Annotated in this window: 19 protein-coding genes; 6 read left to right on the top strand and 13 right to left on the bottom strand. The window is 61.8% G+C overall.

The window, feature by feature from the left end:
- Genes PspS35_RS29565 through PspS35_RS29555 form a run of 3 tightly spaced genes read right to left on the bottom strand, consistent with a single transcriptional unit; the run spans position 1 to position 1,767 of the window.
- A complete protein-coding gene (locus tag PspS35_RS29565) occupies positions 1-675 on the bottom strand; it encodes a GNAT family protein (RefSeq protein WP_159937890.1) in 675 nt (224 codons plus the stop codon).
- A gap of 10 nt (positions 676-685) precedes the next feature.
- Positions 686-1,132, bottom strand: coding sequence for a GNAT family N-acetyltransferase (locus tag PspS35_RS29560; RefSeq protein ID WP_159937889.1), 447 nt, complete (start codon positions 1,130-1,132; stop codon positions 686-688).
- A complete protein-coding gene (locus PspS35_RS29555; protein ID WP_159937888.1) occupies positions 1,129-1,767 on the bottom strand; it encodes an FMN-binding negative transcriptional regulator in 639 nt (212 codons plus the stop codon). Before PspS35_RS29555 ends, PspS35_RS29560 begins: the two co-directional genes overlap by 4 nt.
- Positions 1,768-1,857: 90 nt before the next feature.
- On the opposite strand from PspS35_RS29555, the gene PspS35_RS29550 reads away from it, so the two are divergent.
- A complete protein-coding gene (locus PspS35_RS29550) occupies positions 1,858-3,399 on the top strand; it encodes a PLP-dependent aminotransferase family protein (protein ID WP_159937887.1) in 1,542 nt (513 codons plus the stop codon).
- A gap of 3 nt (positions 3,400-3,402) precedes the next feature.
- On the opposite strand, the gene PspS35_RS29545 is transcribed toward PspS35_RS29550, so the two are convergent.
- The 8 genes from PspS35_RS29545 to aspA all read right to left on the bottom strand — a co-directional run bounded on the left by PspS35_RS29545 (position 3,403) and on the right by aspA (position 20,451).
- Complete coding sequence (locus tag PspS35_RS29545; protein ID WP_159937886.1) at positions 3,403-8,004, bottom strand: DUF6543 domain-containing protein; 4,602 nt, start codon at positions 8,002-8,004, stop codon at positions 3,403-3,405.
- Positions 8,005-8,120: 116 nt separating this feature from the next.
- Positions 8,121-9,212, bottom strand: coding sequence for a polyamine ABC transporter substrate-binding protein (locus tag PspS35_RS29540; protein WP_159937885.1), 1,092 nt, complete (start codon positions 9,210-9,212; stop codon positions 8,121-8,123).
- Positions 9,209-10,243 carry a histone deacetylase family protein gene (locus tag PspS35_RS29535; RefSeq protein ID WP_159937884.1) on the bottom strand — a complete coding sequence of 345 codons (1,035 nt, stop codon included), beginning with the start codon at positions 10,241-10,243 and terminating at the stop codon, positions 9,209-9,211. The genes PspS35_RS29540 and PspS35_RS29535 overlap by 4 nt, the downstream gene beginning before the upstream one ends.
- A 139-nt stretch (positions 10,244-10,382) precedes the next feature.
- Positions 10,383-11,375, bottom strand: coding sequence for an AraC family transcriptional regulator (locus PspS35_RS29530; protein ID WP_159937883.1), 993 nt, complete (start codon positions 11,373-11,375; stop codon positions 10,383-10,385).
- Between the two features lie 52 nt (positions 11,376-11,427).
- Positions 11,428-16,017: a hypothetical protein gene (locus tag PspS35_RS29525; RefSeq protein ID WP_159937882.1), complete on the bottom strand. Its 4,590-nt coding sequence runs from the start codon at positions 16,015-16,017 to the stop codon at positions 11,428-11,430.
- Positions 16,018-16,134: 117 nt separating this feature from the next.
- Entirely contained in the window at positions 16,135-17,112 is a 978-nt protein-coding gene (locus tag PspS35_RS29520; protein WP_159937881.1) for an asparaginase, read from the bottom strand.
- Between the two features lie 77 nt (positions 17,113-17,189).
- Entirely contained in the window at positions 17,190-18,635 is a 1,446-nt protein-coding gene (locus PspS35_RS29515; RefSeq protein ID WP_159937880.1) for an alanine/glycine:cation symporter family protein, read from the bottom strand.
- A 391-nt stretch (positions 18,636-19,026) separates the two neighbouring features.
- Entirely contained in the window at positions 19,027-20,451 is a 1,425-nt protein-coding gene (gene aspA / locus PspS35_RS29510) for an aspartate ammonia-lyase (protein ID WP_032884466.1), read from the bottom strand.
- A 182-nt stretch (positions 20,452-20,633) separates the two neighbouring features.
- Here aspA and PspS35_RS29505 point away from each other — a divergent pair, with 182 nt between their 5' ends.
- The 5 genes from PspS35_RS29505 to PspS35_RS29485 all read left to right on the top strand — a co-directional run bounded on the left by PspS35_RS29505 (position 20,634) and on the right by PspS35_RS29485 (position 24,336).
- Positions 20,634-21,542 carry a LysR substrate-binding domain-containing protein gene (locus tag PspS35_RS29505; RefSeq protein WP_159937879.1) on the top strand — a complete coding sequence of 303 codons (909 nt, stop codon included), beginning with the start codon at positions 20,634-20,636 and terminating at the stop codon, positions 21,540-21,542.
- A 240-nt stretch (positions 21,543-21,782) separates the two neighbouring features.
- Complete coding sequence (gene purE, locus PspS35_RS29500) at positions 21,783-22,274, top strand: 5-(carboxyamino)imidazole ribonucleotide mutase (protein WP_159937878.1); 492 nt, start codon at positions 21,783-21,785, stop codon at positions 22,272-22,274.
- An 11-nt stretch (positions 22,275-22,285) separates the two neighbouring features.
- Complete coding sequence (locus tag PspS35_RS29495; protein WP_065933686.1) at positions 22,286-23,371, top strand: 5-(carboxyamino)imidazole ribonucleotide synthase; 1,086 nt, start codon at positions 22,286-22,288, stop codon at positions 23,369-23,371.
- A gap of 104 nt (positions 23,372-23,475) precedes the next feature.
- Positions 23,476-23,721 carry a GlsB/YeaQ/YmgE family stress response membrane protein gene (locus PspS35_RS29490; RefSeq protein WP_105521296.1) on the top strand — a complete coding sequence of 82 codons (246 nt, stop codon included), beginning with the start codon at positions 23,476-23,478 and terminating at the stop codon, positions 23,719-23,721.
- A gap of 45 nt (positions 23,722-23,766) precedes the next feature.
- The gene (locus tag PspS35_RS29485; RefSeq protein ID WP_159937877.1) at positions 23,767-24,336 is read left to right on the top strand and encodes a DUF3299 domain-containing protein; all 570 of its coding nucleotides are present in this window, start codon (positions 23,767-23,769) and stop codon (positions 24,334-24,336) included.
- Between the two features lie 24 nt (positions 24,337-24,360).
- Here the strand turns inward: PspS35_RS29485 and PspS35_RS29480 are convergent, their stop codons facing one another.
- Positions 24,361-25,260, bottom strand: coding sequence for a D-hexose-6-phosphate mutarotase (locus PspS35_RS29480; protein WP_159937876.1), 900 nt, complete (start codon positions 25,258-25,260; stop codon positions 24,361-24,363).
- 57 nt (positions 25,261-25,317) lie between these two features.
- On the bottom strand, positions 25,318-25,722 hold the full coding sequence (locus tag PspS35_RS29475) for an acyl-CoA thioesterase (protein ID WP_003176975.1): 405 nt from the start codon (positions 25,720-25,722) through the stop codon (positions 25,318-25,320).
- Positions 25,723-25,898: the final 176 nt, after the last annotated feature.

Raw genomic sequence — 25,898 nt, 5'->3', positions numbered from 1 at the left:
TTAAGCCTGGCGGCACTCCGCCAGGCCTTTCAACTGACCCGAGGCGGTTTGGTTGGGTGGCGACAACCACGCCTCAAACCCCGCGCCCACTGCTGGCCACTCCCCATCCAGCATCGAATACCACGCGGTGTCGCGGTTCTGCCCCTTGACCACCATGTGCTGGCGGAACACGCCCTCAAAACTGAAGCCCAACCGTTCGGCCGCGTATTTGGAGCGGGCGTTGCCGTTGTTGCACTTCCATTCCAGGCGGCGGTAGCCCTGGTCGAATGCGTACTTGGCCAGCAGGTAAACGGCTTCGGTGCTTTTCGGCGAGCGTTGCATCGGCGCGCCGAAGGTGACGTGGCCGATTTCGATGCGGCCCTGGGCCGGGACGATGGACATCAGGCTGAGGATGCCTTGCACCTCGCCGCTGGCGCGGTCGATCACGCTGAAGAAGTACGGGTCGCTATGGGCGGCGTGGTTGTTCAGCCAGGTATCGAACGCGGCGCGCTCGGCAAACGGGCCATAGGGCAAGTAGTCCCACAGCTTGGGGTCGGCGCCGGGGCCTTCGAGGGCGTGCCACAGTTGATCGGCGTGGCGCGCCGGGTCGAGTTTTTCCAGGCGGATGAAGCGCCCTTCCAGCAGGTGGGTGCTGGGTGGCGGGACGCCTTTCCAGTCGGCGGGGGAAATGGACATGCTGCGCTCCTTAAAGGCCTTTGCGAAATTGGATGAAACCAGGGCGTTCGGCGATGCGTTCGTACAGCTGGATCGCCGTGGCGTTGGTCTCGTGGGTCAACCAGTGGACCTTGCAGCAGCCGTCCGCCTTGGCGGTGGTGTACACGAACTCGATCAGTGTGCGGCCAACCCCGGTACTGCGTTGAGCGGGGTCCACCAGCAGGTCTTGCAGGTAACACGAATTCTCGATGCTCCAGTTGGAGCGGTGATAGATGAAGTTGACCATACCCACCGCCTTGCCGTCCTGCCAGGCCAGCGCCGAGTGGGTCGGCTCGTTGGCATCGATCAGGCGTTGCCAGGTACTTTGGCTCACCGCATCCGGCAGTTCGGTGTTGTAGAACGTCAAATACGCCTGCCACAGCGGCAGCCAGGCGGCGTGGTCGGCGGCGGTGACGAGGCGGATGTCGATTGGGCTCATTCTGGAACTCCTTGGGGAATAAAGCGTGCGAGGGTCTGGTCACGCACGTCGTGGCTGGCGGCCAGGCCTTCGCGCACGCCGGCGATATCTGCCGCGCTGCGGTTCTGGCTGAGTTTGCGCTTGCCGATCACGCGCTCGATCGGCAGGGCGAAGCCGACGATGGCCTTGAGCATGCCGTCAATGTAGTCGGCTGGCGCGTCGCTGACCGCCCAGGGTTGGGCGCGACCGGCTTCGTGGCGCTCGGTGAGGGCGCTGACCAACGCGAGCAGGCGCTCGGCGTCGGTGAACACTTCGGCCTTGCCGTACGCGTGGACCGCCATGTAGTTCCAGGTCGGCACCACTTTGCCGTGCTCGGCCTTGGCCGGGTAAAACGCCGGGCTGATATAGGCCTCGGCACCCGCAAAAATCACCAGGGCGTCGCTGCCGTTCTCCAGGTCGCGCCACTGCGGATTGGCCTTGGCCAGGTGCCCGTAGAGCGTGCCGTTGGGGCCTTCGTCGGGGTTGAGCAGCAGCGGCAAGTGGCTGGCCTGCAGGCCTTGCTCGCCAAAGGTCACCAACTGCGCCAGGCGTGTGTGCTGGATCAGTTGCTGGAGTTCGGGCAAGTCGTCGAGGGCAAAGGCGCGGGGTGTGTACATGAATATTTTCCTTGGCGAATGCCTGCATCCTAGGCAGGCTAATGGTTCGTTGTAAGAGCCATCTTCTGCTCATTTCATAGGTCCAATTTAATGCCCGCCATCGAACCTCCGTTGTCCTTCAACCCAGCGGGTATCGAGTTGGATCGACGCCAGGGCCTTGCGCGGCAGCTTTATCAGGCGCTGCGCCAGCGCGTATTGGATGGGCGTTTGGTCAGTGGCACGCGTTTGCCCGCCACTCGCGACCTGGCGGCTGCCTTGTTGATCTCCCGTAACAGCGTGGTGCGGGCCTACGATCAACTCTACGCCGAAGGTTTTATCGAAGGCCGCGTCGGTGACGGCACCTACGTAGCCCAATTGCCTACCCCAAAAAAACTATCCACAAAACTATCCACAGGGTTTTCAACAGGCTTATCCCCAGCCTTATCCACAAATTGGTCGGATTTGCCGGTGGATTCGCCGGGAGAAGTTATCCACAGGTCGGCCTTGAGCCGACTGGAAAACAACCATTTACCTCCACCACCGCCAGGGCCGCCCAAGGCATTTCGCGTGGGGGTGCCGGCGTTCGATCTGTTCCCGTTTGAGGTGTGGGCCAAGCTCAATGGTGCTTTTTGGCGTAAACCGAACTTGGAACAGTTGTGCTACGGCGACCCAGCAGGTGATGCCCGCCTGCGCGGGCTCATTGCGGCTTACCTGCGCAGTTCGCGGGGGATGCACTGCACGGCTGAGCAAATAGTGATCACCAGTGGCGCTCAACAGGCAATCAGCCTTTGTGCACAGCTGCTGGTGGAGCCCGGTGATGGCGTGGCGATTGAGAACCCGGGCTATCGTGCTGCAGGCCACGCGTTCGCCTTGGCCGGTGGGCAATTGCACGGTGTGCCGGTGGACCACGACGGCATCGACTGTCAGGCCCTGAGTGCGCTGGGTGCATGCCGCCTGGCGTATGTCACGCCCTCCCATCAATACCCGTTGGGGGTGGTGATGAGCCTGGCAAGGCGCCTGGAGCTGTTGGCCTGGGCCGAGCGCACTGGCGGCTGGATCATCGAGGACGACTACGATGGTGAGTACCGCTACAGCGGCGCTCCGCTGGCGCCCCTGGCCGCGCTGGACCGAAGTGGGCGGGTGCTTTACGTCGGTACTTTCGGCAAAGTGGCGTTCCCGGCCTTGCGCCTGGGTTATCTGGTATTGCCGCCAGGCCTGGTGGGTGCGTTCTCCCGACGTCGCGCCGTGGATATGCGTCATTCGGAAGTCAGCACCCAGGCAGTGATGGCTGAGTTCATGGCCGCCGGGCACTTCCAGCGGCATATCCGCCGCATGCGGCGGGCGGCGTTGAGCCGGCGCGATGCGGTGCTGGCTGGATGGCCGAGTGGCTTGGCCGGGGTCGGCGAGTTGCCCAGCGTCGCGGCGGGCCTGCACATGACGGTGCGGGTGGACAGCCTGGCGCGTGAGCAGCAACTGCTCCAACAGGCCCTAGCCGTGGGTGTGGAGGTCAATGGCCTGAGCAGTTACTGGTTGGCGCAATCCACCACACCGATGGATCAGCGTGCTGGCTTGGTGTTGGGGTTTGCCGCTGTGCCGCAAGCGGCTATCGCCGAGGCCCTGGCAACGTTGCGCAGGGCCTGGCAGGGCGGTTGACGCTCAGTTCTGGAAGAACAGGGCGCGCGCCAATGGCTGGCTGATCTCGCTGCGATAAATCGCGATCTGGTCGCTGTCGCTCAAGCCTGTGCGCTGGATGGCGCCGCCGAGTTTTTGCTGGGCGCGGGTCTTGAGGTGGCCGGCGGTGTAGTGCTCAGGCGCCGCGTTGGGTGACTCGTAGTGGAAGTGGGCATACCAAAGCACCGCGTGCGTGCGGTGATCACGCACCTCGTATTCATCCAGGTAGTTTTTGCCGGGGCCTTTGAGGCGTCGGCGGCTAACCACCTTGGCGATTTTTACCAACCCTTGACTGTGCAGCCATTCCACCCGCGCGGCGGTGGGAGGTTGCTGTTTGGTCATGTCGACGCGTGTGGTGGTCCCCAGTTCGTACAGCCGCGCTGCTGTGTCGTTGAGTTTGCGATTGAGGGCAGCGGCGGGCGGGCGGTCGCTTTCGGTGAGGTTCAGACGGGTCAGCGCTTCTTCGATGTGGCTCGCTGCGCGTTCCAGCCGCGCGGCGAACTGATGAAACATTTCTTCGATTTCCACCGGAATGCGTCCGGCTTTCTTCGAGTGGCCCAAGGCGCGCAGCGTGGCGGCCGGTTCTTCATCCAGCAGGTCTTGCCCGGCGTTGATGCTCACGCCCAGGTCGACCGCCTGTGGCCTTCGCGGGCTTGAGGCCGCGCGCTCTCGTTCGACCCAGACCCCTGGGGTTTTTTCGTGGAAGGTCGCGATGATCTTGCCCGTCACCGGTGCCTTGACGTCCACCAGGCCGCTTTCGGCCGCACGCGGTTCGCCCACCACCACGCCGTTGAAGCGCGTCTTGATGACTTTGCGTTTGGGCGTTGGAGGGGCCTTTGAGGGGCCGGGCTTGGGCTCCAGGGCCTTTCTTTCCCTGATCAACAGCGCCAGTTCCTGAACCGCCTGCCGGTTGAACTCATCGATGTGCTGGCGAAGGCCTTCCAGGGGTTCTCGCTGCACCTGTTCCGGGTATTCGGCGTGCAGGTCCAGCAGGCGTTGGTCGACAATCGCGAATTGCTCGACCAGGCTGTTCAACACGTCGATGCGTTCGGGCAGCTCGCCGACGCTGGTCTCGACCAGTGTCGCGATCCACGTTTGCACGTTGAGGTCGGCGATATCGACGATGTCACTGAGTTGTTCGCGGGCATCGGTAAAGGCTTCCCCGCTGCCTTCGCCAATGCACATGTAGCGGCTGAGGGTGAGTTGCAGCGCCTTGAGGTCGTGAAGCTTGAAGTCGGGCAAGGCGCTCATGGTGGTCTGGATGACTTTCGCGCCCTCAATACCCAGGCTTGCCAGTTCGCGATAACGCGATTGTGCGTACTCCATGCGCTTGATCATATCCGTGTTCAGTTTGGCCAGCGTCTGGGCGATGTCGGCGCGCTGTTTTATGCCTAGGCTGCTGGCGGACTCGATGTCTTCCACAGACACCAGCAACTTGTCGCGAAACATTGGCAGGCGTTCCGAGATCGCAGAACGTGTCAGCAGCAGCTGTTTGTTCAAGTAATCGATCATGCCGCTTTGGTAATTGGGCACCGAATCAATGATGTTCAGCGACCGCAACTGGCGGATGGGCACCTCGTATTCCGCCAGGCGGTTGTCTACCTTGTCGAGAAAGGCTTGGCGCTGTCGATCCGAGGACGGCCCTGGCACCGGGTCTATCGCCGCGTGCGCCTGGGCGACTTCGGTTTGCCCACGCCTTTCATCGGCGTCGAATTGCTTGAGTTTCTCTCGCAGATCGGTGATCCGAGAGGGCGCCTTGCTTTGGGCGGATTTTCGGCGATTCCTGAACCCGGCACCCCGCAGGCGCAGTCGTGTGTCGACAAACCATTGGCCGACCAGGTTGCTTACCAGTAACGGGCCTGTATGGGAGGGACGGTTTGGGTCGACGATCACGACGTTGTCGTTCTCATCCAGCGTCACCTCGAACCAGCGTGCACCCACCGGTGCATACCATTTGTCGGCCACGGTATAGAGATGCAGGCGAACACCGGCTTCTTTGATCGGCGCCTTCAATCCCTCGGGCTTGTCGATTGTGAAGCGGTCCAGGGTGGCCCCAAGGCTTGCGGGGGTGCGATTGAGTGCGCCGCTGCTGTGCAGAGGCCCGTAATGGCGGGCAGAGAGTTCGGTCTCGAGAATGTTGGGTTGCTGCGTCACGAGCATTCTGTGCACCGGTGGTGCGGCTATTTCAGTTTCCTTTGCCGGGATGGCTTCAGGTTCGGGTGCCAGCCGCTTGGCGGGCTTGTTTTGCGGCGGGTGCCGCAAGGCGACATGCAGTACCAAGGCCATGCTCAGGTTGAGCAGCAGGTCGACCTGGGCTGTCCAGTGCACCTGCCCATCAGGCCCTGGCTCGGTTTGAACGGACTCTTGGAGATCGTCCATGATTTGCCAGATCCAGGCCGCGATCCCTGCCGTACGGCCCATGAAAGGCAAGGCTGCGTTGAATATCAGCCAGCCACCTCGCCGGTAACTGGCCCAGCGTTTCTGTGTGTTGGATACCGACTGGCGAGTGGCCAGTTCAATCATTGCATCGGTGTTGTCTTTGAACAGTGTCGCCAGCGTGTCGTTGCCCACCACTTCATCGGTCAGCGCGATGGGGCCACTCATTTGCAGCACCACCTGTGGCTCCACCAACCCGCGCACGACGGTCCACGGCGAGGGCAGTGCGGCGGGGAAGACGTACTGCTCGTAGTTGAAGCGAGTCTCTTCGGGCAGCCAGGCCAGCACTGAGTCGCGCAACGTACGGTGATGCTTGATGGCATAGAGCAGGTTTTGCCGTGATGGGTACTGAACCAGCATCGGGTCCAGCAGCGGGCGATACAGCAGGCACGGGCCTTGGGTGTGGTCGCGGGGGCCGATGACAAACATATTGGCCACCACGTCTTGTTCCTGGCTGGGGCGCAAGGTGGGGATAAACGTCAGGCGGCGAATGACAATCTCTTGCCCGTCAACCTGCCGCTCGTGTGCGTGTGGTTGAACGGCAGCGGCGACATAGCGGTAGCCGCGATCATCCATCCCATGCAGGTGCTGAATTTTCCACTGCAGGGCCAGTAAGGGCAGTTGCACCCGCAAATGCGAGGCATAGAGGGCTTGGCGGTTCCTGGACTGAGTGGGGTCATCGAGCAAGGTGCGCTTGATAAGCGCCGGGTAGTGCTCGCCGATGTCGAGGGTTTCGATCAGGTCCTTGAGGTAGTCATAGGTCAGCCACTGGGGCGCCAGGCCGCCGTTGTAGTGCACGGTAGGCGTGCCCGTAGGCAGCCCGGTGAGGTTCTCAAGGGTCAGGTCGATCAGGCTGCGTCGGGTGATATCACGGGCGCCAGGCAATACAAACGTGCCCCAGACCACGGGGCTCTCGATGCTGATCTCGACCTTGTCCAGGTTCAGCCCCGCGCCATTGGCATGGGCTTTGATTTGGTTCTGCAGCTGTTCACGGGCGTAGTCGCGGATCGGGGGGATACCGTCCTGGAATGATTGCCCATGACTGTGGGTATGCAGTTCCGCCAGCTCGATCACGTACCGACTGTAGGTCGAGACATCCAGGTCCGAGGCATGAGAAAGCCAGCCGGGGAGTTGCTCGTGAACCTGGCGGATATTCGACAGCGAGTGATCGCTCAAGTCCTCAATCACCGGCAGGATGCGGATAACCGCCTGTTCTGCAGGCGGTGCTTCGACGCTGGAGGAGCCAATTGAACCAATGGCTTGCAGTTGCAGGGTGATCAGGTTGCACGCCAGGCTGTCGAAGACATTGCCGGCAGGTTCGTACAGTCGCCACTGCAGCTTCACGTCTGGTTGATAGGGCGCGAGCCTGTCAGGCAGTGCTTCACCGAATGCTTGCAGCGACTCGAACTTGCCATAACCGTCGATCAACGAGTACGTCAGAATCCGTTGCTGCTGTTCATATACACCGATCAACACTGCGATGTCCGATAGACCAACGTGCGAAGACTGGTTGTGCTCAAGCCCATCGATATCGACCAGGTAAGCGTGGGTCTGGAACGTATCCAAGGCCTTGCGCTTGTCCAGCTCCGGAAAATGGAACAGCGTCCTGGCCATCGCGCAATCGTGCTCATCCCAGCCCTCCCGCGCGGTGACGTTCCATACCTTGCGCAGGGAATGGGAGAGCGTCTGCCAGCGAGGGCCGCCCAGGCCGTTGGAGGCGTTCCAATAGTCGAGTTGCTGCTCCTGGAAACCCGTGAATATCAAGGCCGACAGCTCATTGATCAGCCGCGCGATGGCGTCGATCTTCACCGGCAGGTGCACGGCAGGCTGAGCCTCGGGTTCCAGGGTAAGGAAATGCTCGCCGTCGATGTAGATCACCGGGTCAGGCGACAAGGCCTGGTTGGCGAGGATTGAGGTCAACGACTCTGCGTACGCAGGTGCCGAATGGATGTCGTCGCCGACGATCTGCCAATGCGGCGTGATGACCATGGCCAGGTCCGGGTCGATCGTGAGTGTCGGGTACTGTTCCTTGAGCGCCGAGCGCAACAAGTTGGCGGCGACTTCCCGAATGGATGGGCCAACGCTCAATTGCGTGAGCAGATCGTAGGTGCTGGGAGGGTGGTTATTGGCGAGCGATGAGTGGTTGGGCATGTGCAGCTCCTTGGCCGGGGTAAGGCGTTAAGAGCTGCACGGTAGTTTCCGGGACGGTGGGGGAGACGGTAGATAGTTCAGCATGGCCGGGACGTGTGCGCCCCGGCCATGCTCGATCAGGTACCGGACTTGATCTTGGTCCAGGCACGGGTCCTGGCGCGCTCGGCTTTGCTGTCCAAGGGTTTCAAGGTGTACAGCGTGGCCATTGCGGCATCGGTCGGGTACAGGTTGGGATTGTTGCGGATGGCGGGATCAACCTGTTCGGTCGCATCTTTGTTGGGGTTTGGGTAACCGACAAAATCGCTGATCGGCGCAATCACCTGGGGTTGCAGCAGGTAGTTGATGAAGGTGTAGGCGGCCTGCGGGTTCTTTGCGCCCTTGGGAATGGCCAGCATGTCGAACCAGATCGGCGCGCCCTCCTTGGGCAGGCGCATATCGACCGTCACCCCGTTCTTGGCTTCCTTGGCGCGGTTGGCGGCCTGGGAGAAGCTGCCGGAGTAACCGACGGCCACGCAGATGTCGCCGTTGGCGATATCGGCCATGTATTTGGAGGAGTGAAAGTAGGTGACGTAGGGGCGGATTTTCAGCAGCAAGGCTTCGGCTTTTTCATAGTCCTTGGGGTTATTGCTGTTGGGATCCAGGCCCAGATACTGCAAGGCCAGCGGCAGGATTTCCGACGGCGAGTCGAGCAAGGCGACGCCGCATTGCTTGAGCTTGCTGAGGTTCTCTGGCTTGAAGATCAGGTCCCAGCTGTCCACCGGCGCGTTGTCGCCCAGTGCGGCCTTGACCTTGGCCGGGTTGTAGCCGATCAGGATGGTGCCGTACATGTACGGCACGGCGAATTTATTGCCAGGGTCGTTGGCCTCGATCAGCTTCATCAGCTTGGGGTCGAGGTGGTTCCAGTTCGGCAGTTGGCTGCGGTCCAGAGGTTGGAACACACCGGCCTCGATCTGCTTGGCCAGGAATACATTGGACGGCACCACCACGTCATAGCCGGAGTTGCCGGTCAGCAACTTGGCCTCCAGGGCTTCGTTGGTGTCAAAGATGTCGTAGACCAGTTTGATCGCCGGGTTCTGCGCCTTGAAATCCTCCAAGGCCTTGGGCGTGATGTAGTCGAACCAGTTATAGACCCGCAGGGTTTTTTCTTCGGCATGGGCGGCGGTGCTTAGCACGGCGGCGCAAAGCACAAGTGACTGGAGCATGTTCATTCGGCTGACCCCTCAAAACCTTCGAGAACGTTGACGGCATTGATGCCAATTTCTTGCACGGCGTAGCCGCCTTCCATCACAAACAGCGTCGGCTTGCCCAGGCGGGCGATACGCGCGCCCATCGCCAGGTAGTCCGGGCTGTCGAGCTTGAATTGCGAGATGGGGTCGTCCTTGAACGTGTCCACCCCCAGGGAGACGACGATGATGTCGGCGCCATAATGCTCAATCTGCGTGCAGGCTTGTTCAAGCGCTGCGCTCCAGCCTTCCCAGCCGGAACCGGCCGGCAGCGGGTAATTGAAGTTGAAGCCTTCCCCAGCGCCTTCGCCGTGCTCGTCGGCATACCCCAGAAAGAATGGGAATTCTGCCTCCGGATGGCCGTGGATCGAGGTGAACAGCACATCGCTGCGCGCGTAGAAAATCGACTGGGTGCCGTTGCCGTGGTGGTAATCCACATCGAGGATCGCGACCTTTGAGTGGCCCTGATCGAGAAAGGCCTGGGCGGCGATGGCGGCATTGTTGAGGTAGCAATAACCGCCCATCAAGTCGCTGGCGGCGTGATGCCCCGGTGGGCGACACAGGGCAAAGGCGCTCCGGGCGCCGTGCTGGATCGCCTGTTGCGCGGTCAGCGCGACCTGCGCCGCGCTATAGGCCGCTTGCCAGGTACCGGCGGTGATCGGTGCGCCGCCGTCGAAGCTGTAATAACCCAATTGGCCGTGCAGGCTGGTGGGCAGGATCCGGCGCAGGGTGCGGGCCGGCCAGGTGTAGGGCAGCAGGTCACCGTCCTGGCCGAACTCGGTCCAGCGTGCCCAGGCACCTTTGAAGAAGTCCAGGTAGTCGCGGCTGTGGATACGCTGCAGCGGTGCCAGGCCGAAATCCTGGGGCGCGTGTACCGGGCCCAGTTCGCGGTCTTTGACGCGTTGCAGCACATGGTCGGCGCGCGAAGGCATCTCGAAGCAGGGCATCAATTGCCCGTCCATCAATTCGCAACGGCCGTGGTGCAGATGATGATCGTCCGAGTAGATCGTCAGCATTGTTGTTCTCCGCAGGCTGATGGGGTGCCCTGCAGTGTTGCCGTGTGCGCCGGTTTGGAGAACGGCAGGAGCGGCCAAAAGGGGATAAATATGGCCAAAGAGTGTGTCCGTTATTCGCCCCTAAAGTGTGCAGAGGGCGTCACAGCCGAAACTGACTCGGTGCCACGCCGCTCCAGCGCACGAAGGCGTGCCTGAAACTCGCGGTTTCGCTGAAGCCCAGTTGTTCGGCAATGCGGTAGATCGGCAGTTCATCCTCCCCCAGCAACTGCTTGGCCCGCTCGAAGCGCAGTTCGTCCAACAGCTCCTGGTAACTGCACCCGAGGTCGTGCAGGTGCCGGCGCAAAGTGCGCGGCGAGCAGTTCATTTGGTCGGCCAGGCCATCGATGCCGGGCGGGATGTTCAACTGCGCCGCCAGTAACAGGCGCACCCGACCGAGCCAAGCCTGGCGCCCGGTGAACTCGGTGTTTTGCTTGCGGCAACGCTCGGCCATGGCACGGTGGGTGATGGCGTCGGCCAGCGGCAACGGCTGGTCCAGCCAGCCCCGGTCAAAGGCGAAAGCATTGGCGCTGGCCTCAAAGGCCAGCGGGCAAGCGAAGTGCTCGGCATAACGCGCCCGGTAGTGGGGCGCGCAGTGTTCGAAACGGGCGCCGAGCAGCGGCAGACGATGGCCCAGCAGGTCGTCGCAGATCACGCTTAGCGACACCAGGCAGAACTCCACATTGAATGCGGTCAGTGCCGGGTTTTCCCGGTAATCGCCGGCGGTGAACCAGACCCGTTGGCCGTCGTCTTCCAGGCTCAGCTCAAACAGTGTTCCCAACAGCGCCGGGTAGCGCAGTGCCAGGCGCAAAGCGTCACCGAAGGTGGCACTGGTCAGTAGCGCATAACCGAGCATGCCGTAGGACGACACATGCATGCGGCGCCCCAGTTCCAGGCCGATATCCTGGCGCAACGCCACGGCGTTGGTGCACACGTGCATCTCCTGGTTAGTGGTGATGCGCGTATCGGCGCGGTCGAGGTCTGCCCCGCAGATACCGCTGCCGGCCAGTAACACGTGGCTGGGTACGCCGTGCTCTTTGAAGGTCTCCAGCACCAGCGAGACTGCGTTGAGGGTAGTCAGGTGCGAGTGCAGCATGGCGCGGATCCCTTCAGAGTTTGCTGGAGTGCAGCAAGTAGCGTGCCGCCGATCAGGCGTTGAAAAATACCCGGCGAGCTTGGTCCAGGTTGATCTCGCTGCGGTAGTAGTCAGTTCGTTGCTGCTGGTTCAGCCCGCTGAGCGTGTCGGCTTGCGAGCCTCGACGCTGCTCGGCAGGCGTTTTCAAGCGTGCTGACAGAAAGGCCTTGGGAGCGGTCCACGCGGCCGAATAATGGAAATGGGCGTACCACAGCAGGTTATGCGTACCGCGCTCGGTGATGGTGTATTCGTCCAGGTAGTCCGGCCTGGGGCCCTTTATTCGCCGTCGGTTGATGACTTTTTTGAGGGTGATCGCGTTGCGGTTCCTGAGCCACTCCACGCCGATCATGGTCGGTGGCTGCTGTTTCGTCATCTGCACCATGTGCTGGGTGGCCCGCCTGTACACCTGAATGACCGCTTCCTTGAGCTTTCGGCTGACGATGGTTGCAGTGCGCCGTTGGTGATCGGGAATCGGGTCGCGGGCCAGCGTTTGTTCAATCGCCTTTTCGGCGAGCTCCAGCAATTGCGCGTGTTGATGCAGCAGGTATTCGATGCCTACGGGGGTACGCCCGGCTTTTTGTGCCTGTTGGTCGGCGCGCTCGAGGAACGACGCCAGCCCATCAAGGTAGGCCTGGCCGTCGTCGATACAGGCCTGCATCGGGGGCGAAACAGGTGAGGGCTCGGATTCGGTGATGCGTTGCACCCACACGCCCGGTTCCTTTTCATGGTAGGTGGCAATGATTTGCTGGGTCAGCGGCGAGCGGATGTCCACCAGGTCGGTTTCAAGCCCCAGGGCAGTCAGTCGGGGCTCACCGATCAACATGCCGTTATAGCGCGTGTGGATGAATTTTCGCTTGGGTCTTGGCGGCGTAGGGGGCGGTGTCGGTCTGTTTCTGAGGCTGTCGCGCTCGGTATGCAATCGCGACAGGTGAGCCAGCGATGCGTTGGAAAAGTCGCTGATCTGCTTTCTCAAGTGTTCAACCTGCTCGGGAATAATGGCGCTGGCGAAGTCCTGGGGCAGGTCGTCCAGGCGCTCGTCGATGACCGAGAATTGTTCGATCAGGCTGGCGAGGGCTTCAATGCGTTCATCCAGGCGGGCCTCACTGCGTTCTTGCAGGGTGTCGCGCAACGTCTGTATCGCGATGTCGGCGGTATTGATGATGTGGTCGAGGGCGGTCCAGGCAGAGGGAGTGCTCTCAAGCGAGCTTTCTGTCAGGCACAGGTTACGCGACAGGGTGACGTTCAGGGCCTTGAGGTCGTGGCTGGTGTAGGAGGGCATTTGCTTCCTGCGCTCCTGGACCAGGCGCAACCCGTCCAGTGCCAGGGACTTGAGCTGCTCGAAGCGCGATTGCACGTAGTCCAGGCGAGTGATCATGTCCTGGTTCAACGAGGTCATGCGCCTGGCATCCTCGATATGCCGTTCCAAAGGGGCCTGGGCCTGTCGTTCGACCTGTTCGAGCACGGTGCGCAATTGAGGGGTGAAGCGTGTCTGGGCCTCCCGGATGCCGGCTTGGGACAGGTCCAGCTGGGCTTTCACATAGGCCAGTGCCCTGGGTTGGTAGTCCGTCAGCGGGCTGAAGACATTCAGGGTCTGCAGATGTTGCAATGCCGTTTCGTAGTCCGAGCGCTGGCTGTTGAGCTTGTCCAGATAGTGTTGGCGTTTGGCGCTCGCCGAGGTTTCGGGAGCCTGGGTCATATCCAGGTGAGCCCTTTGCAGTTCTTGCTGAGCGGCCTTCTTAGTGTTTTCAAACGCTTCCAGTTTGCTGCGCACCTCTGCTGCTTTTAGTGTCGCGGCATCGTCGGCTTTCTTGATTGCGCGTTTAGGTCCGCCGCCGCGCAAGCGTAGACGGGTATCAATGAACCAATCGCCCTGGGCGTTGTGAATCAGCGCTGGCCCGACACGCTCAGGCTGTTTTGGATCAACAATGACAAGGGGTTCGTCTGCCTGCACCGCGACCTCAAACCAGCGCGTACCGATGGGGGCATAGTATTTGCCCTGGGATCGATAGAGGTGCTGATAGGTGCCCTGGTCTTTGATGGCAGTGCCGATGGTGGGGGGTTTATCGACCTTGAAGCTATCGAGCACGGTGGCCAGGTCCTCAGGCAGGCGATTGATCGCGCCGCTGGTAAACAGCGATGAGTGCTGGTTTGGGGGCGTGTCATGGGTTGCGTAGGTGGGCAGCTGTTTGATCTCGATCGGTTCTGCGGCAGGCAGGGCGGGCGGTGATTTGGTCTCGCCCGGCAGCACCGGTCGCTGGCTTCGCATGGCGATGTGCAGGGTGATCGCCATGCCCAGGTTGAGCAAGACATCGGTCAGCGCAGTCCATTCGGCCTGTTTCTGGCCCAGCGCCTGGGCTTCGGCAAATTGCTGTAATTGATCGACGATCTGCCAGATCCAGGCGGCGGTGTTCACCGCCCGACTTGCAAACGGCAGCACGGCGTTGAAAAGCACCCAGCCTGCCTGCTTCAGGGTCGCCCAGCGTCTCTCGGCGTTGGACACCGATTGTCGATCCGCCAGTTCTATCAGCGCCTGGGTGTTGGCATCGAACAGGGCACCAAGCACGTCACCACTGAGGGACCGATCGCCCAGGGTCATGGGGCCGCTCAGGGCGAGCAGCTTATCGGGCTCCACCAGAAAGTCGGCGACAGCCCAAGGCGACGGCACATCCGCTGGGAACACGTAGTTGGCGTAGTCGCTGTGGGCCGCATCAGGTAGCCAAGCCAGCACGGTATCGCGCAGTTCGGGGGCTTGGGTAATGGCGTAGATCAGGTTGGCGGGCGAGCGATATTGGACCAGCGGCGGCTCGAACAGCGGGCGGTACAACAGGCAGGGGCCGGCAGTAACGTTTCGCGGGCCGATCACATACATGTTGGCCACTGCATCCTGGGTCGCATTTTTTCGGCGCTGGGGGACGAACGCCAGCGGGCGCATTACGATCGCTTGGCCATCGACATAGTGGTCGGCCGCATCGGGCGCCATCAGCGCGGCGACATACCGATAGCCGCGCTCATCAATCGCGTGTTCCTGGCGGATTTTGCTCTGCAAGGCCATCAGCGGTAATTGAATCCGCAACTGCTGGGCGTATAGGTTCTTGCGCCGGGCAGCCTCTTCGCGGATATCCAGCAGCTTGTGCTTGATCAGTTCGGGGTAAGTCTTGCCGATATCGACCTGGCTGATCAGCGATTCCACATAGTCGACGTCCAGCCATGCGGGCAGGTTCTTGCCGTTGCGCAGTTGGATCGACTTTTTGCCGATGGGCACGGCAATCAGATTCTGCAGCGCCAGTTCCGCCAGCGTAAAGGTGGCCGTGTCGGTCACCCCCGGTACGATAAACGTCCCCCAGGTGACGACGCTGCGGACCTGCATGACGAGCTTTTCCAATGCCAGGTTTTCAGCGTCCGGATGGTCTTGGAGCATCTGCTGTTTGATCTGCTCAAGCGCGTATTCCTGAATCGGCGGGATGTCCTCCAGGCAAGGCTGCCCAGCGTTCTGGCTGTTAAGCGCGGCCAAGTCCTTGAGGTGGCGTGCATAGAAGTTCAGATCGGTGGTGGACGCCAGGCTCAGCCAATCGGGGAGTGAATGGTGATACCAGCTCAGGTCGCGGCCGTTTTGAGTGATGGCGCCATTGTCCGCGGCCTGTGTGGTGTTCAGGGTGCGATTGATCTGGCTGGGGTCTGCTTGTCTGAGTTCTTCAAAGGTCATGGCGCCGACGGCTTCGACCTGTTGCGCGATCATGGCGCAGGCCAGTTGATCGAAGAAGTTGCCACTGGGCTCGAACAGGCGCCATTGCACCGTGGTGATGGCTGCGGATGTTCCCAGGTGCGCAGGCAGAGATTGGCCCAGTTGCTCCAGCGACGCGAACTTTTCATGCCCATTGAGCAAGGAGTAGGTGAGGATGAGGGTCCGGCCGTGATCCTGTCCGATCAGCGCCGCGATCATGGTCGGGCCCAGTTGCGCAGGGTGGGCGCCGTCAACTCTAGCGAAATCGATCAGATACGCTTTGCTGTCGAAAGGGTCGTTGACCTGGCGAATGCTGCGGTCGGGGGCGTAGTACAGCCTACGGGCCATCGCGCAGTCGACAGCATCCCATTGCTCGGATGGCTCGACGTTCCAGGCACTGCGCAAGGTACTGGAAAGCGTATGCCAGTGCGGCCCGTTGCCGTTGCTGGCGTTCCAGTAGGCGACCAACTGCTCCTGGTAGGCGCTGAGCAGCACCGGCGCCAGAGTGTTGAGGGTTCTGGCGATGTCGGTGATACGCACGGGCAAATGAATCGCCGGTTCGGTGACGGGATGGCGCGTGAGGAAATGTTCACCCTCAATGCACAGGGTCGGCGTGGCGAGTACCGCTTGCTTGACCAGGATATCGCTGAGGGCGTGATATTCGGTGGGCCTGGCGACGATTTGATCATTGACGACATCCCAGGCAGGCGTCGCCAGCAGGGTAATACTGGGGTCGATCCCCAGGGCTGGGTATTGCTGCTGCAGCGACTGACGCAACAGCGCGGTGGCCGCGTCCCTGAATGAAGGGCCCGCGTACAGCTGGGTAATCAGCTCCAGGTTGGCATTATTGCCGCCTGCTGGAGTGGACGTAGAAGTGCTCATGAGGCATCCCTGTCTTGCCGGTTGATGGAAACGGCCCGAGATACGGTCTCGGGGGGTTCCATGCTAGGGGCCGACAAGCCAGGAAAAGGGGTGTTTATGTCTCGGGGGTACGGAGTCTCAACTCAACTCCGCGCACAGGTCCAGTTCTACCAAGCGGCGCACTTGAGCAGTGTCCAGGCCCGCGCCGATCAATGCGTTGAGCTTGCCGAACACGGCCTCGCGGGTCATCCCGCCACCGGATAACACGCCCACGCCACGCAACCGGCTGCCGGCTTCGTAGACATCCAGCTCGACACCGCCTTCATGGCATTGGGTGATTGCGACCACCACGATGCCCAGCGCTTCTGCCCGCTTGAGGCTGGCGAGAAAGTCGGGGTTGTCGCTTGGGCCGGTCCCGCTGCCGTAGCACTCCAGTACCAACGCTTGAATGCCGCTGTCGATCAGACTGTCGAGTTGCGTCGCGGTGATACCGGGCACCAGTGGCAGCACGGCGACATTCGCCAGCGCTTTGGCGTGGCGGTAATGCAAGGCATCCGGAATGACCTCGGCCTTGGCCGCGCCGCCCTGGCGTTGCAGCGCGGCAAACGGGTGTCGGCCGAAACTGCGCACTTTGGCGCACCGTGTGGGTGCCAACAGCGTGCCGTGAAAATACAACTGCACGCCCGGCGCCAGGCCATTGCCCAGTGCGGCCAGCGCCCCGCTGACGTTTTCCCAGGCATCGCTGTCCGGCACGCCGGCAGGCAACATGGAACCGGTAAACACCACCGGTGCGGGCAGGCCCAGCAGTTGGAAGCTCATCGCGGCGGCGCTGTAGGCCAGGGTGTCGGTGCCGTGCAGGATCAACACGGCGTCGTAGCCTTCGTCCACGGCGTCAACCACGGCCGTGCGCAGGCGTTGCCAGTAGGCAGGTGTCATGTTGGCGCTGTCGATCAGCGGCGCCATTTCCCGCAAGCGCCACGCAGGCACGGGCTGGCTGGCAAGCTGTTCGCGCATGCGCGCTTCAAAACCGGATGCGGGGGCCAGCCCATTGGCGCTGGCCTGCATGCCGATGGTACCGCCGGTGTAGAGCACCATCACGTTGTTAGCTGATTGCATCGAAGACTCTCCTGAACGAAAAACGCCGCCGGGCCCAGAGCATGCCCAAGGCCGGGCGGCGTGTCATCTGGCTGCGATTAACGTTGCGCTTGAGCGCTCAGTTCAGCCGCCGGGGCCGCTTCGGTTTTCACCGGGTTGGCCGGCCAGGCCTTGCGGTCCAGGTCCAGGTCGGGGAACTGGCTGGAATCGAACACCGGGGTCTTGATGCCTGCGGCGCGCTGCTTGTCGTAGTCGTTCAGGATGCGCATGGCGATCTTGAACAGGAACGCCAGGGCGAACAGGTTGACGAAGGCCAGCATCGTCATGGTGATGTCGGCAAAGGCGAACACGGTGCCGAGGTTCTCGATGGAGCCCCAGAAGATCAACACCAGCACCAACGTGCGGTAGCCGATCAGCACCTTGCGGTTGTTGCCCACCAGGAAGCGCAGGTTGCTCTCGCCCAAGTAGTAGTTGTACATGATCGAGGTGAACACGAACAACGCCAGGGCCACCGAGATAAACATGCGGCCCCAGTCACCGACCACAGCGGCCAGGGAGTTCTGGGTCAGGGCAATACCGTCGCCTTCAAAACCTGGGGTGTAGAAACCGGAAAGCAGGATCAGCAGCGCGGTGCAGGTGCAGATCACGAAGGTATCGAGGAACACGCTGAACGCCTGGACCACGCCTTGGGCGATCGGGTGTTCTACGGAGGCCACCGCCGCCACGTTAGGCGCACTGCCCAAACCGGCTTCGTTGGCGAACACGCCGCGTTTCACACCCATGATGATCGCGCTGCCCACCAGGCCACCGAAGGCTTGGTCGAGGCCGAAGGCGCTCTTGACGATGGTCGCGAGCATGGCCGGTACGTGGTCGAATTGCAGCACGATCACATACAGGGTCACGGCGATGTAGACCAGGGTCTTGACCGGCACCAGCAGGTCGGCGATCGAGGCGATGCGCTTGATCCCACCGATGAACACCAGGCCCAGCAGCACCGCCAGCGCGAGGCCGGTGTAGGTGGTGTCGAGGCCAAAGGCGTTGTTCAGCGAGTGGGTCACGGCGTGGGCTTGCAGGCCGTTGAACGCGAAGCCGAAGGTCACCAGCAGCAGGAACGCCATGACCATCCCCAGCCAGCGTTTTTGCAGGCCGTGCTGGATGTAGTAGGCCGGGCCGCCACGGTAGGTGCCTTCGGCATCGGTGCGTTTGTACAGTTGGCCCAGGGAGCATTCGATAAAGCTCGACGACATGCCCACCAACGCGGTGACCCACATCCAGAACACTGCACCGGGGCCGCCGAGGGTGACGGCGATGCCGACACCGGCGATGTTACCGGCACCCACGCGGCCGGCCAGGCTGAGCATCAGCGCCTGGAACGAGCTGAGTTGATCGGAGCTGCTTTTGAGGCTGTCGCGAAATACCGCGAACATATGGAAGAAGTGGCGAAACTGGACGAAACGCGAGCGAATCGTGAAATAACCGCCGAGCCCGACAATGAGCACGATCAGTACTTTCCCTGAGAGGAAGTCGTTGATGACTTCGAGCATGGAGTGTTCCTCGCTGATTTTTTAATGGCAAACGCAGGACGGTTCGACGCCGTCGCATCGCACCAGGCAGTGCGCGACAGTTCGACCCCAATCCTTTTGCGGGTGTTGTTATTCATGCGGTTTCGCGCTGTACCGGGCCTCGTTACCGACGGCCGCAAGCGCGAGAGGGGCGGCACTATACCTAGGAGTAGATGATCCGTCTGCACGGGCCGATTAAAGGTTTCAGCGCCGCTGATTCGGGCAAGGCGGGTTTGCAGGGCGATATTGGAATTTTTATGGGCTTCATTTCACAACCTTGAGGCAAAAAAAAGGGCCTGAAGATCGAGCCTTCAGGCCCTCAAAAGGTGAGAGGTGTCTAGTCCCTCAACCTGGTGAGCGGTGCAACAAACGCTTAGGCCTTCAACGGGACCAAACGTGGAGCGATCATGTTTTCGGGGCGCAGGATGTCGTCGAGCATGGCGTCGTCGAGCAAGCCTTCTTCGCGCACCAGTTCCAGCACGCCACGGCCGCTTTCGAGGGCGATACGCGCAATGCGGGTGGCGTTTTCATAGCCGATGTACGGGTTCAGCGCAGTGACCAGGCCGATGGAGTGCTCCACCAGCTCGCGGCAACGGGCTTCGTTGGCGGTGATGCCGACGATGCAGTGCTCGCGCAGCATGTCCATGGCGCGTTGCAGCAGACGGATCGAGTCGAAGATCTTGAAAGCGATCAGCGGCTCCATCACGTTCAGTTGCAGCTGGCCGCCTTCGGCCGCCATGGTCAGGGCCAGGTCGTTGCCGATGACCTGGAACGCGACCTGGTTCACGGCTTCCGGGATCACCGGGTTGACCTTGCCGGGCATGATCGAGCTGCCTGGCTGACGCGCCGGCAGGTTGATCTCGTTGATGCCGGTGCGTGGGCCGCTGGACAGCAGGCGCAGGTCGTTACAGATCTTCGACAGCTTCACGGCGGTACGCTTGAGCATGCCGGAGAACAGCACGAAGGCGCCCATGTCGGAGGTGGCTTCGATCAGGTCGGCAGCCGGTACCAGCGGCTGGCCGCTGATAGTAGCCAGGCGTTGTACGGCCAGGGCCTGGTAACGCGGGTCGGCGTTGATGCCGGTGCCGATGGCGGTGCCGCCTAGGTTGACTTCGGTCAGCAGCTCCGGCGCCAGGGTTTTCAGGCGGGCCAGGTCTTCGCTCAGGGTGGTGGCGAAGGCGCGGAATTCCTGGCCGAGGGTCATCGGCACGGCGTCTTGCAATTGGGTGCGGCCCATTTTCAGCACGTGACCGAACTCGACGCCTTTGGCGGCGAAGGCTTGGATCAGGCTGTCGAGGCTGGCCAGCAGCGCGTCATGGCCCAGCAGCAGACCCAGGCGGATCGCGGTCGGGTAAGCGTCGTTGGTCGACTGCGCCATGTTCACGTCGTTGTTGGGGTGCAGGTACTGGTATTCGCCCTTTTGGTGACCCATGGCCTCCAGCGCGATGTTGGCGATGACTTCGTTGGCATTCATGTTGGTTGAAGTGCCGGCGCCGCCTTGAATCATGTCCACCACGAACTCTTCGTGGAAATCGCCGCGGATCAGACGAGCACAGGCTTCGCTGATGGCAGCGTGCTTGGCTTCGCTGAGCTGGCCCAACTCGCGGTTGGCGTCAGCGGCCGCTTGCTTGACCATTGCCAGACCGACCACCAATTTCGGGTAATGCGAAATCGGAACGCCCGAGAGGCGGAAGTTATTCACCGCTCGCAGGGTCTGGATGCCGTAATACGCTTGAGCCGGTACTTCAAGTACGCCAAGCAGGTCTTTTTCTGTGCGGAATGATGCAGCGGAGGACATGACGGAAATCATCTCGATAGGGACCCGGAACAGGCCGGAACACCGCGAATGCTAGGCCTGTAGGAAAATTTGGGCCAATGCTGTTAAGCACTGGCCTATGCATAAACGGCATAATGCAGATGTGACCCGGCTATCATGGCGGGCGTGTGTGCCAAAATGGTGCGTACCCGTGGGAGGCAGTGATGAACCTTGAGAGCAAATGGCTGGAAGACTTCAGCGCCTTGGCGGCGACGCGCAGCTTTTCCCAGGCGGCGGAGCGGCGCTTTGTCACCCAGCCGGCGTTCAGTCGGCGTATCCGCAGCCTTGAGGCCGCGCTGGGCCTGACCCTGGTCAATCGCTCCCGCACCCCGGTTGAGCTGACGGCGGCGGGGCAACTGTTCCTGGTCACGGCGCGCACCGTGGTCGAGCAACTCGGTGAAGTGCTGCGCCATTTGCATCACCTGGAAGGCGGGCAGGGCGAAGTCATGCAAGTGGCCGCCGCCCACTCCCTGGCGCTGGGCTTCTTCCCGCGTTGGATCGCGCAATTGCGCAACGAAGGTTTGAACATCGCCACGCGCCTGGTCGCCACCAACGTCGGCGACGCCGTGCACGCCCTGCGCGAAGGCGGCTGCGACCTGATGCTGGCGTTCTACGACCCGGACGCGGCGATGCAGATGGACGCCGAAATCTTCCCGTCGCTGCACCTGGGCAACACCGAAATGCTCCCGGTGTGCGCCGCCGATGCCGACGGCAACCCGCTGTTCGACCTGGAGGGCGAGGGCAGTGTGCCGTTGCTGGCCTACAGCGCCGGCGCATTCCTCGGTCGTTCGGTGCACCTGTTGCTGCGCCAGCGTGCCTTGCGTTTTACCACCGTGTACGAAACCGCGATGGCCGACAGCCTCAAGAGCATGGCCCTGGAAGGCCTGGGCATTGCCTGGGTGCCACAGCTGAGCGTGCGCGCCGAACTGGCGCGCGGTGAACTGGTGGTGTGCGGCGGCCCGCAATGGCATGTGCCGCTGGAGATTCGGCTGTATCGCTGCGCGTTGGTACGCAAGGCGAATGTGCGGTTGTTGTGGCGCAAATTGGAAGGTGGCGCGGCGCAGAACACCTGAGCCCCCTCCCACAGTATTTTGCGGTGTGTGGGGCTGACTTTTAAGTCAATAAAACCGCCACTTTGCGCCGCTAGACAGATGGTCATCCGAGGGGCTGTTTATCTGGATTATTACGGTATACTGCGCGGCCTTCGGCCGGTCCAACCGGCCTAAATTCGTACAACAAGCCACGCCGGATTTCCCGCGTGGCTTGTTGTTTTTTGACGCGCCTGCGGGCGCCCAGAGAGAAGAGGCACGACGATGAGTGCATTGGTTGGCGTGATCATGGGCTCCAAGTCCGATTGGTCCACCCTTAGCCACACCGCCGATATGCTGGAAAAACTCGGCATTCCGTATGAAGTGAAAGTGGTCTCTGCCCACCGCACCCCGGACTTGCTGTTCCAGTATGCCGATGAAGCAGAATCCCGTGGCATCGAGGTGATCATCGCCGGTGCCGGCGGCGCAGCGCACCTGCCGGGCATGTGTGCAGCCAAGACCCACCTGCCAGTGCTGGGCGTACCGGTGCAGTCGGCAATGCTCTCGGGCGTGGATTCGCTGTTGTCCATCGTGCAGATGCCAGCCGGCATCCCGGTGGCCACCCTGGCAATCGGCAAGGCCGGTGCGATCAACGCAGCCCTGCTGTCCGCCAGCATCCTGGGCGCCAAGCACCCGCAGTTCCACGCGGTGCTGAAAACGTTCCGTGCTGAGCAGACAGACAGCGTGCTGGACAATCCAGACCCACGTATCGCCTGAGGTTGTTGACGATGAAAATCGGTGTAATCGGTGGCGGCCAACTGGGCCGCATGCTGGCCCTGGCGGGCACTCCGCTGGGGATGAACTTCGCTTTCCTGGATCCGGCGCCGGACGCGTGCGCCGCAGCCCTGGGTGAGCACCTGCGCGCTGACTACAGCGACCCGGACCACCTGCGCCAACTGGCCGACGAAGTCGACCTGGTGACCTTCGAGTTTGAAAGCGTCCCCGCCGAAACCGTGGCGTTCCTGTCGCAGTTCGTGCCGGTGTACCCGAGTGCCGAAGCCCTGCGCATCGCACGCGACCGCTGGTTTGAAAAGAGCATGTTCAAGGACCTGGGCATTCCAACCCCGGCCTTCGCCGATATCCAGTCCCAGGCGGACCTGGATGCTGCCGTTGCTTCCATCGGCCTGCCCGCGGTGTTGAAAACCCGCACCCTGGGTTACGACGGCAAGGGCCAGAAAGTCCTGCGCACCGCGGCCGATGTGGTCGGTACCTTCGCCGAACTGGGCAGCGTCGCCTGCCTGCTGGAAGGCTTCGTGCCGTTCACCGGCGAAGTCTCGCTGATCGCCGTGCGTGCCCGTGATGGCGAGACCCGCTTCTACCCGTTGGTGCACAACACCCACGACAGCGGCATTCTCAAGCTGTCCGTGGCCAGCACCGACCACCCGTTGCAGGCCCTGGCCGAAGATTATTCCAGCCGCGTGCTCAAGCAACTGGATTACGTCGGCGTGATGGCGTTCGAGTTCTTTGAAGTCGACGGTGGCCTCAAGGCCAACGAAATCGCCCCGCGCGTGCACAACTCCGGGCACTGGACCACCGAAGGCGCCGAGTGCAGCCAGTTCGAAAACCACCTGCGGGCGGTAGCGGGCTTGCCGTTGGGCTCCACGGCCAAGGTCGGTGAGAGCGCCATGCTCAACTTCATCGGTGTGGTGCCGCCGGTTGAGCGTGTGATGGCGATTGACGATTGCCACGTGCATCACTACGGCAAGGCCTTCAAGGCCGGGCGCAAGGTCGGCCACGCCAACCTGCGCTGCAAGGACCGCGCGACGCTGCAAGCGCAGATCCTCAAGGTCGAAGCGCTGATCGCCGAGCAATAAGCCACGTCCGACGGGAACCATTGGTGGCCGTTGTCTCTCTGATTGCAGGATGCCAAAGCCTGTCTAGGCTTTGGCATAGCTCACATCAATCAGAGGGAAATGCCATGGGTATCATCGGAACCATCTTTATCGGCCTGATCGTCGGTCTGCTCGCGCGTTTCCTCAAGCCTGGCGACGACAGCATGGGCTGGATCATGACCATCCTGCTGGGTATCGCCGGCTCCCTGGCCGCGACCTACGGTGGTCAGGCGCTGGGCATCTACCAGGCCGGCCAAGGTGCAGGCTTTCTCGGCGCGCTGGTCGGCGCGATCGTCCTGCTGGTGATCTACGGCCTGATCAAAAAGAAGTAATCCGCCGACAAAGTCCTCTGCGCTGCGCAGGCGCAGGGGGCTAGAATGCTCGGCACTTGTTACTTGCCGAGCCTCTCCATGCGCCGTCTTCTGTTGATTCTCCTCTTGCTGGGCCCTGGCCTGGCGCACGCCGGCGAACTGCCGGAAACCGACTGGCTCGACCTGATGCCACTGTCGGACCAAAAGGCTCTCGAAGCCATGCCCGAAATCGACCACAACTCCCCGGAAGCCCAAGGCACCTTCACCGACAAGGGCGGCCTCAAGCAGAGCAAAGGCTTGCCGGCGGTGATGTATTCGACCAAGACCGTGGCGGCCATGAACGGCAAGGACATCCGCATCGGCGGCTACCCGGTGCCGTTGGAAACCGACGCCAAGGGCCGCAGCACGCTGTTCTTCCTGGTGCCGTACCCAGGCGCGTGCATTCACGTACCGCCACCGCCGCCTAACCAACTGGTGCTGGTGCGTTATCCCAAGGGGTTGAAGCTGGATGATATCTACACGCCGTTGTGGGTCACGGGCACGCTGAAGGTGGAAAAGGTCAATAACGACCTGGCGGACGCGGCCTATGCGCTGGAGGCAGGCAAGGTGCGGGTCGTAAAGGAATCTGATTTATAAGGCACGGCACATTTTGATCGGTGTTTACAGCGCTGCACCCGCTATTTTTACACCTAGCGTGTGGCTTTCACCCGGCGCGAGTACCACCACATCATCCAGCACATTCGCCGTCTCGATGCACAGCATGCCCTGCCAGCCATCGGCGGCCATGTCGTCGAAGGCCTTGGCGCGTTCGGTCCAGGGGTTCCAGATCACGGTCGATTTCGAGCCTTCGCTGGTGAGCTGGATGCGACGCTGCCAGCCTGTGTCGACAATGCTCAACTGCGCGGGCGTATCGAGGTAGATGCGGTCGGTCTCGGCGCGAAAGTGCAGCAGGCCGGATTGTTTCTTCTCGCTCCAGCCGTCGGCGGTGTCGATGTACGCCGAGCCGTCCAGGCCGTCGACCTGCACGTTGCGCACGTCGCTCACGGCGAAGTAGGTGTGCAGCGCCTGGCTCAGGGTGACGGTGTCGGTGCCGCGGTTATGGCTGGTCAGGCGGATGTGAAGTTGCTCGTCCAGCAGCAGGCTCAGCGTCAGGTCGACCTGATGGGGCCAGCCTGGAAAGCCGCCCGGCGGCACGGGCAAGCTCAGGTCCACGCGCAGTGCTTCGCCTTCAAGCGTGGTCCCGGCCAGTTCCCAGAGTGCCGTGCGCACAAAACCGTGGGCGCCGGCTGGCTGCTCGCTCTGGCGCATGGCTTTCACGCTCTGCGGGTTGCGGTCGAACACGCCGAACCACGGCCAGCACACCGGTACGCCAGTGCGGATGCCTTTGCCTTGCTTGAATACGGCTGACGGATTAGGCCAGATCAGCGGCTGCTCGTCCTGGCGCTGGTAACTGAAGATGTGCGCGCCTTGCTGGGCGACCATCAGTTCTGCGCCGTTGTGGCGGATACGCCAGCAGTCCAGCTCGTCGATCTTCACGCTTTCAACGTGGGGCATAGGCATACACAGCACTCTTTATGGCAGGCAATGGGGCAATTGACCGTCAAAACCTGGTGAGGTTTAACGCGCGCGCGACGGAACCGAACGCGTGCGGCCGCTGCCGTCGATGGCGACGAACACAAACACCGCCTCGGTGACCTTGCGCCATTCGCTGGACAGCGGGTCGTCGCTCCATACTTCGACCATCATCTGGATCGAGCTGCGGCCGATTTCCAGGGCCTGGGTATAGAAGGACAACTGCGCGCCCACTGCCACCGGTACCAGGAACGCCATGCGATCAATCGCCACGGTGGCCACGCGACCGCCCGCAACCTTGCTGGCCATTGCCGTGCCGGCCAGGTCCATCTGCGCGACCAGCCAGCCGCCGAAGATATCGCCAAAACCATTGGTTTCACGCGGGAGCGCGGTGATTTGCAGGGCGAGATCGCCTTGCGGGATAGGATCTTCTTGTTCGAGTTCGATCATGCCGGGGGGCCTCTGACCCGTGACGCTTTTATAGATGGAGCAAGGTGGATAGCCGACTGTTGGAAAAACGTTTCAGCACAAACATACTCCGTTCGACACGTTTCTCGTAAGGCGTACTAAAGGGAAACTCTGCCAAAGCGGCTGGATGGCACCCAACGGCGATTTGGCACAGCAGC

This window comes from Pseudomonas sp. S35 (assembly GCF_009866765.1).
Lineage (GTDB): Bacteria > Pseudomonadota > Gammaproteobacteria > Pseudomonadales > Pseudomonadaceae > Aquipseudomonas.
The sequence above is the reverse complement of the archived record's forward strand: the minus strand, read 5'-3'. Positions and strand labels throughout refer to the sequence as shown.

Bases quoted from the DNA above. Each gene is read 5' to 3' on its own strand.
- PspS35_RS29545 (WP_159937886.1), bottom strand. From the start codon at position 8,004: ATGCCCAACCACTCATCGCTCGCCAATAACCACCCTCCCAGCACCTAC.
- PspS35_RS29535 (WP_159937884.1), bottom strand. From the start codon at position 10,243: ATGCTGACGATCTACTCGGACGATCATCATCTGCACCACGGCCGTTGC.
- aspA (WP_032884466.1), bottom strand. From the start codon at position 20,451: ATGTCCTCCGCTGCATCATTCCGCACAGAAAAAGACCTGCTTGGCGTA.
- PspS35_RS29515 (WP_159937880.1), bottom strand. From the start codon at position 18,635: ATGCTCGAAGTCATCAACGACTTCCTCTCAGGGAAAGTACTGATCGTG.
- PspS35_RS29480 (WP_159937876.1), bottom strand. From the start codon at position 25,260: ATGCCTATGCCCCACGTTGAAAGCGTGAAGATCGACGAGCTGGACTGC.
- PspS35_RS29530 (WP_159937883.1), bottom strand. From the start codon at position 11,375: ATGCTGCACTCGCACCTGACTACCCTCAACGCAGTCTCGCTGGTGCTG.
- PspS35_RS29565 (WP_159937890.1), bottom strand. From the start codon at position 675: ATGTCCATTTCCCCCGCCGACTGGAAAGGCGTCCCGCCACCCAGCACC.
- PspS35_RS29520 (WP_159937881.1), bottom strand. From the start codon at position 17,112: ATGCAATCAGCTAACAACGTGATGGTGCTCTACACCGGCGGTACCATC.
- PspS35_RS29550 (WP_159937887.1), top strand. From the start codon at position 1,858: ATGCCCGCCATCGAACCTCCGTTGTCCTTCAACCCAGCGGGTATCGAG.
- PspS35_RS29475 (WP_003176975.1), bottom strand. From the start codon at position 25,722: ATGATCGAACTCGAACAAGAAGATCCTATCCCGCAAGGCGATCTCGCC.
- PspS35_RS29560 (WP_159937889.1), bottom strand. From the start codon at position 1,132: ATGAGCCCAATCGACATCCGCCTCGTCACCGCCGCCGACCACGCCGCC.
- PspS35_RS29505 (WP_159937879.1), top strand. From the start codon at position 20,634: ATGAACCTTGAGAGCAAATGGCTGGAAGACTTCAGCGCCTTGGCGGCG.
- PspS35_RS29525 (WP_159937882.1), bottom strand. From the start codon at position 16,017: ATGAGCACTTCTACGTCCACTCCAGCAGGCGGCAATAATGCCAACCTG.
- PspS35_RS29540 (WP_159937885.1), bottom strand. From the start codon at position 9,212: ATGAACATGCTCCAGTCACTTGTGCTTTGCGCCGCCGTGCTAAGCACC.
- purE (WP_159937878.1), top strand. From the start codon at position 21,783: ATGAGTGCATTGGTTGGCGTGATCATGGGCTCCAAGTCCGATTGGTCC.
- PspS35_RS29555 (WP_159937888.1), bottom strand. From the start codon at position 1,767: ATGTACACACCCCGCGCCTTTGCCCTCGACGACTTGCCCGAACTCCAG.
- PspS35_RS29485 (WP_159937877.1), top strand. From the start codon at position 23,767: ATGCTCGGCACTTGTTACTTGCCGAGCCTCTCCATGCGCCGTCTTCTG.
- PspS35_RS29495 (WP_065933686.1), top strand. From the start codon at position 22,286: ATGAAAATCGGTGTAATCGGTGGCGGCCAACTGGGCCGCATGCTGGCC.
- PspS35_RS29490 (WP_105521296.1), top strand. From the start codon at position 23,476: ATGGGTATCATCGGAACCATCTTTATCGGCCTGATCGTCGGTCTGCTC.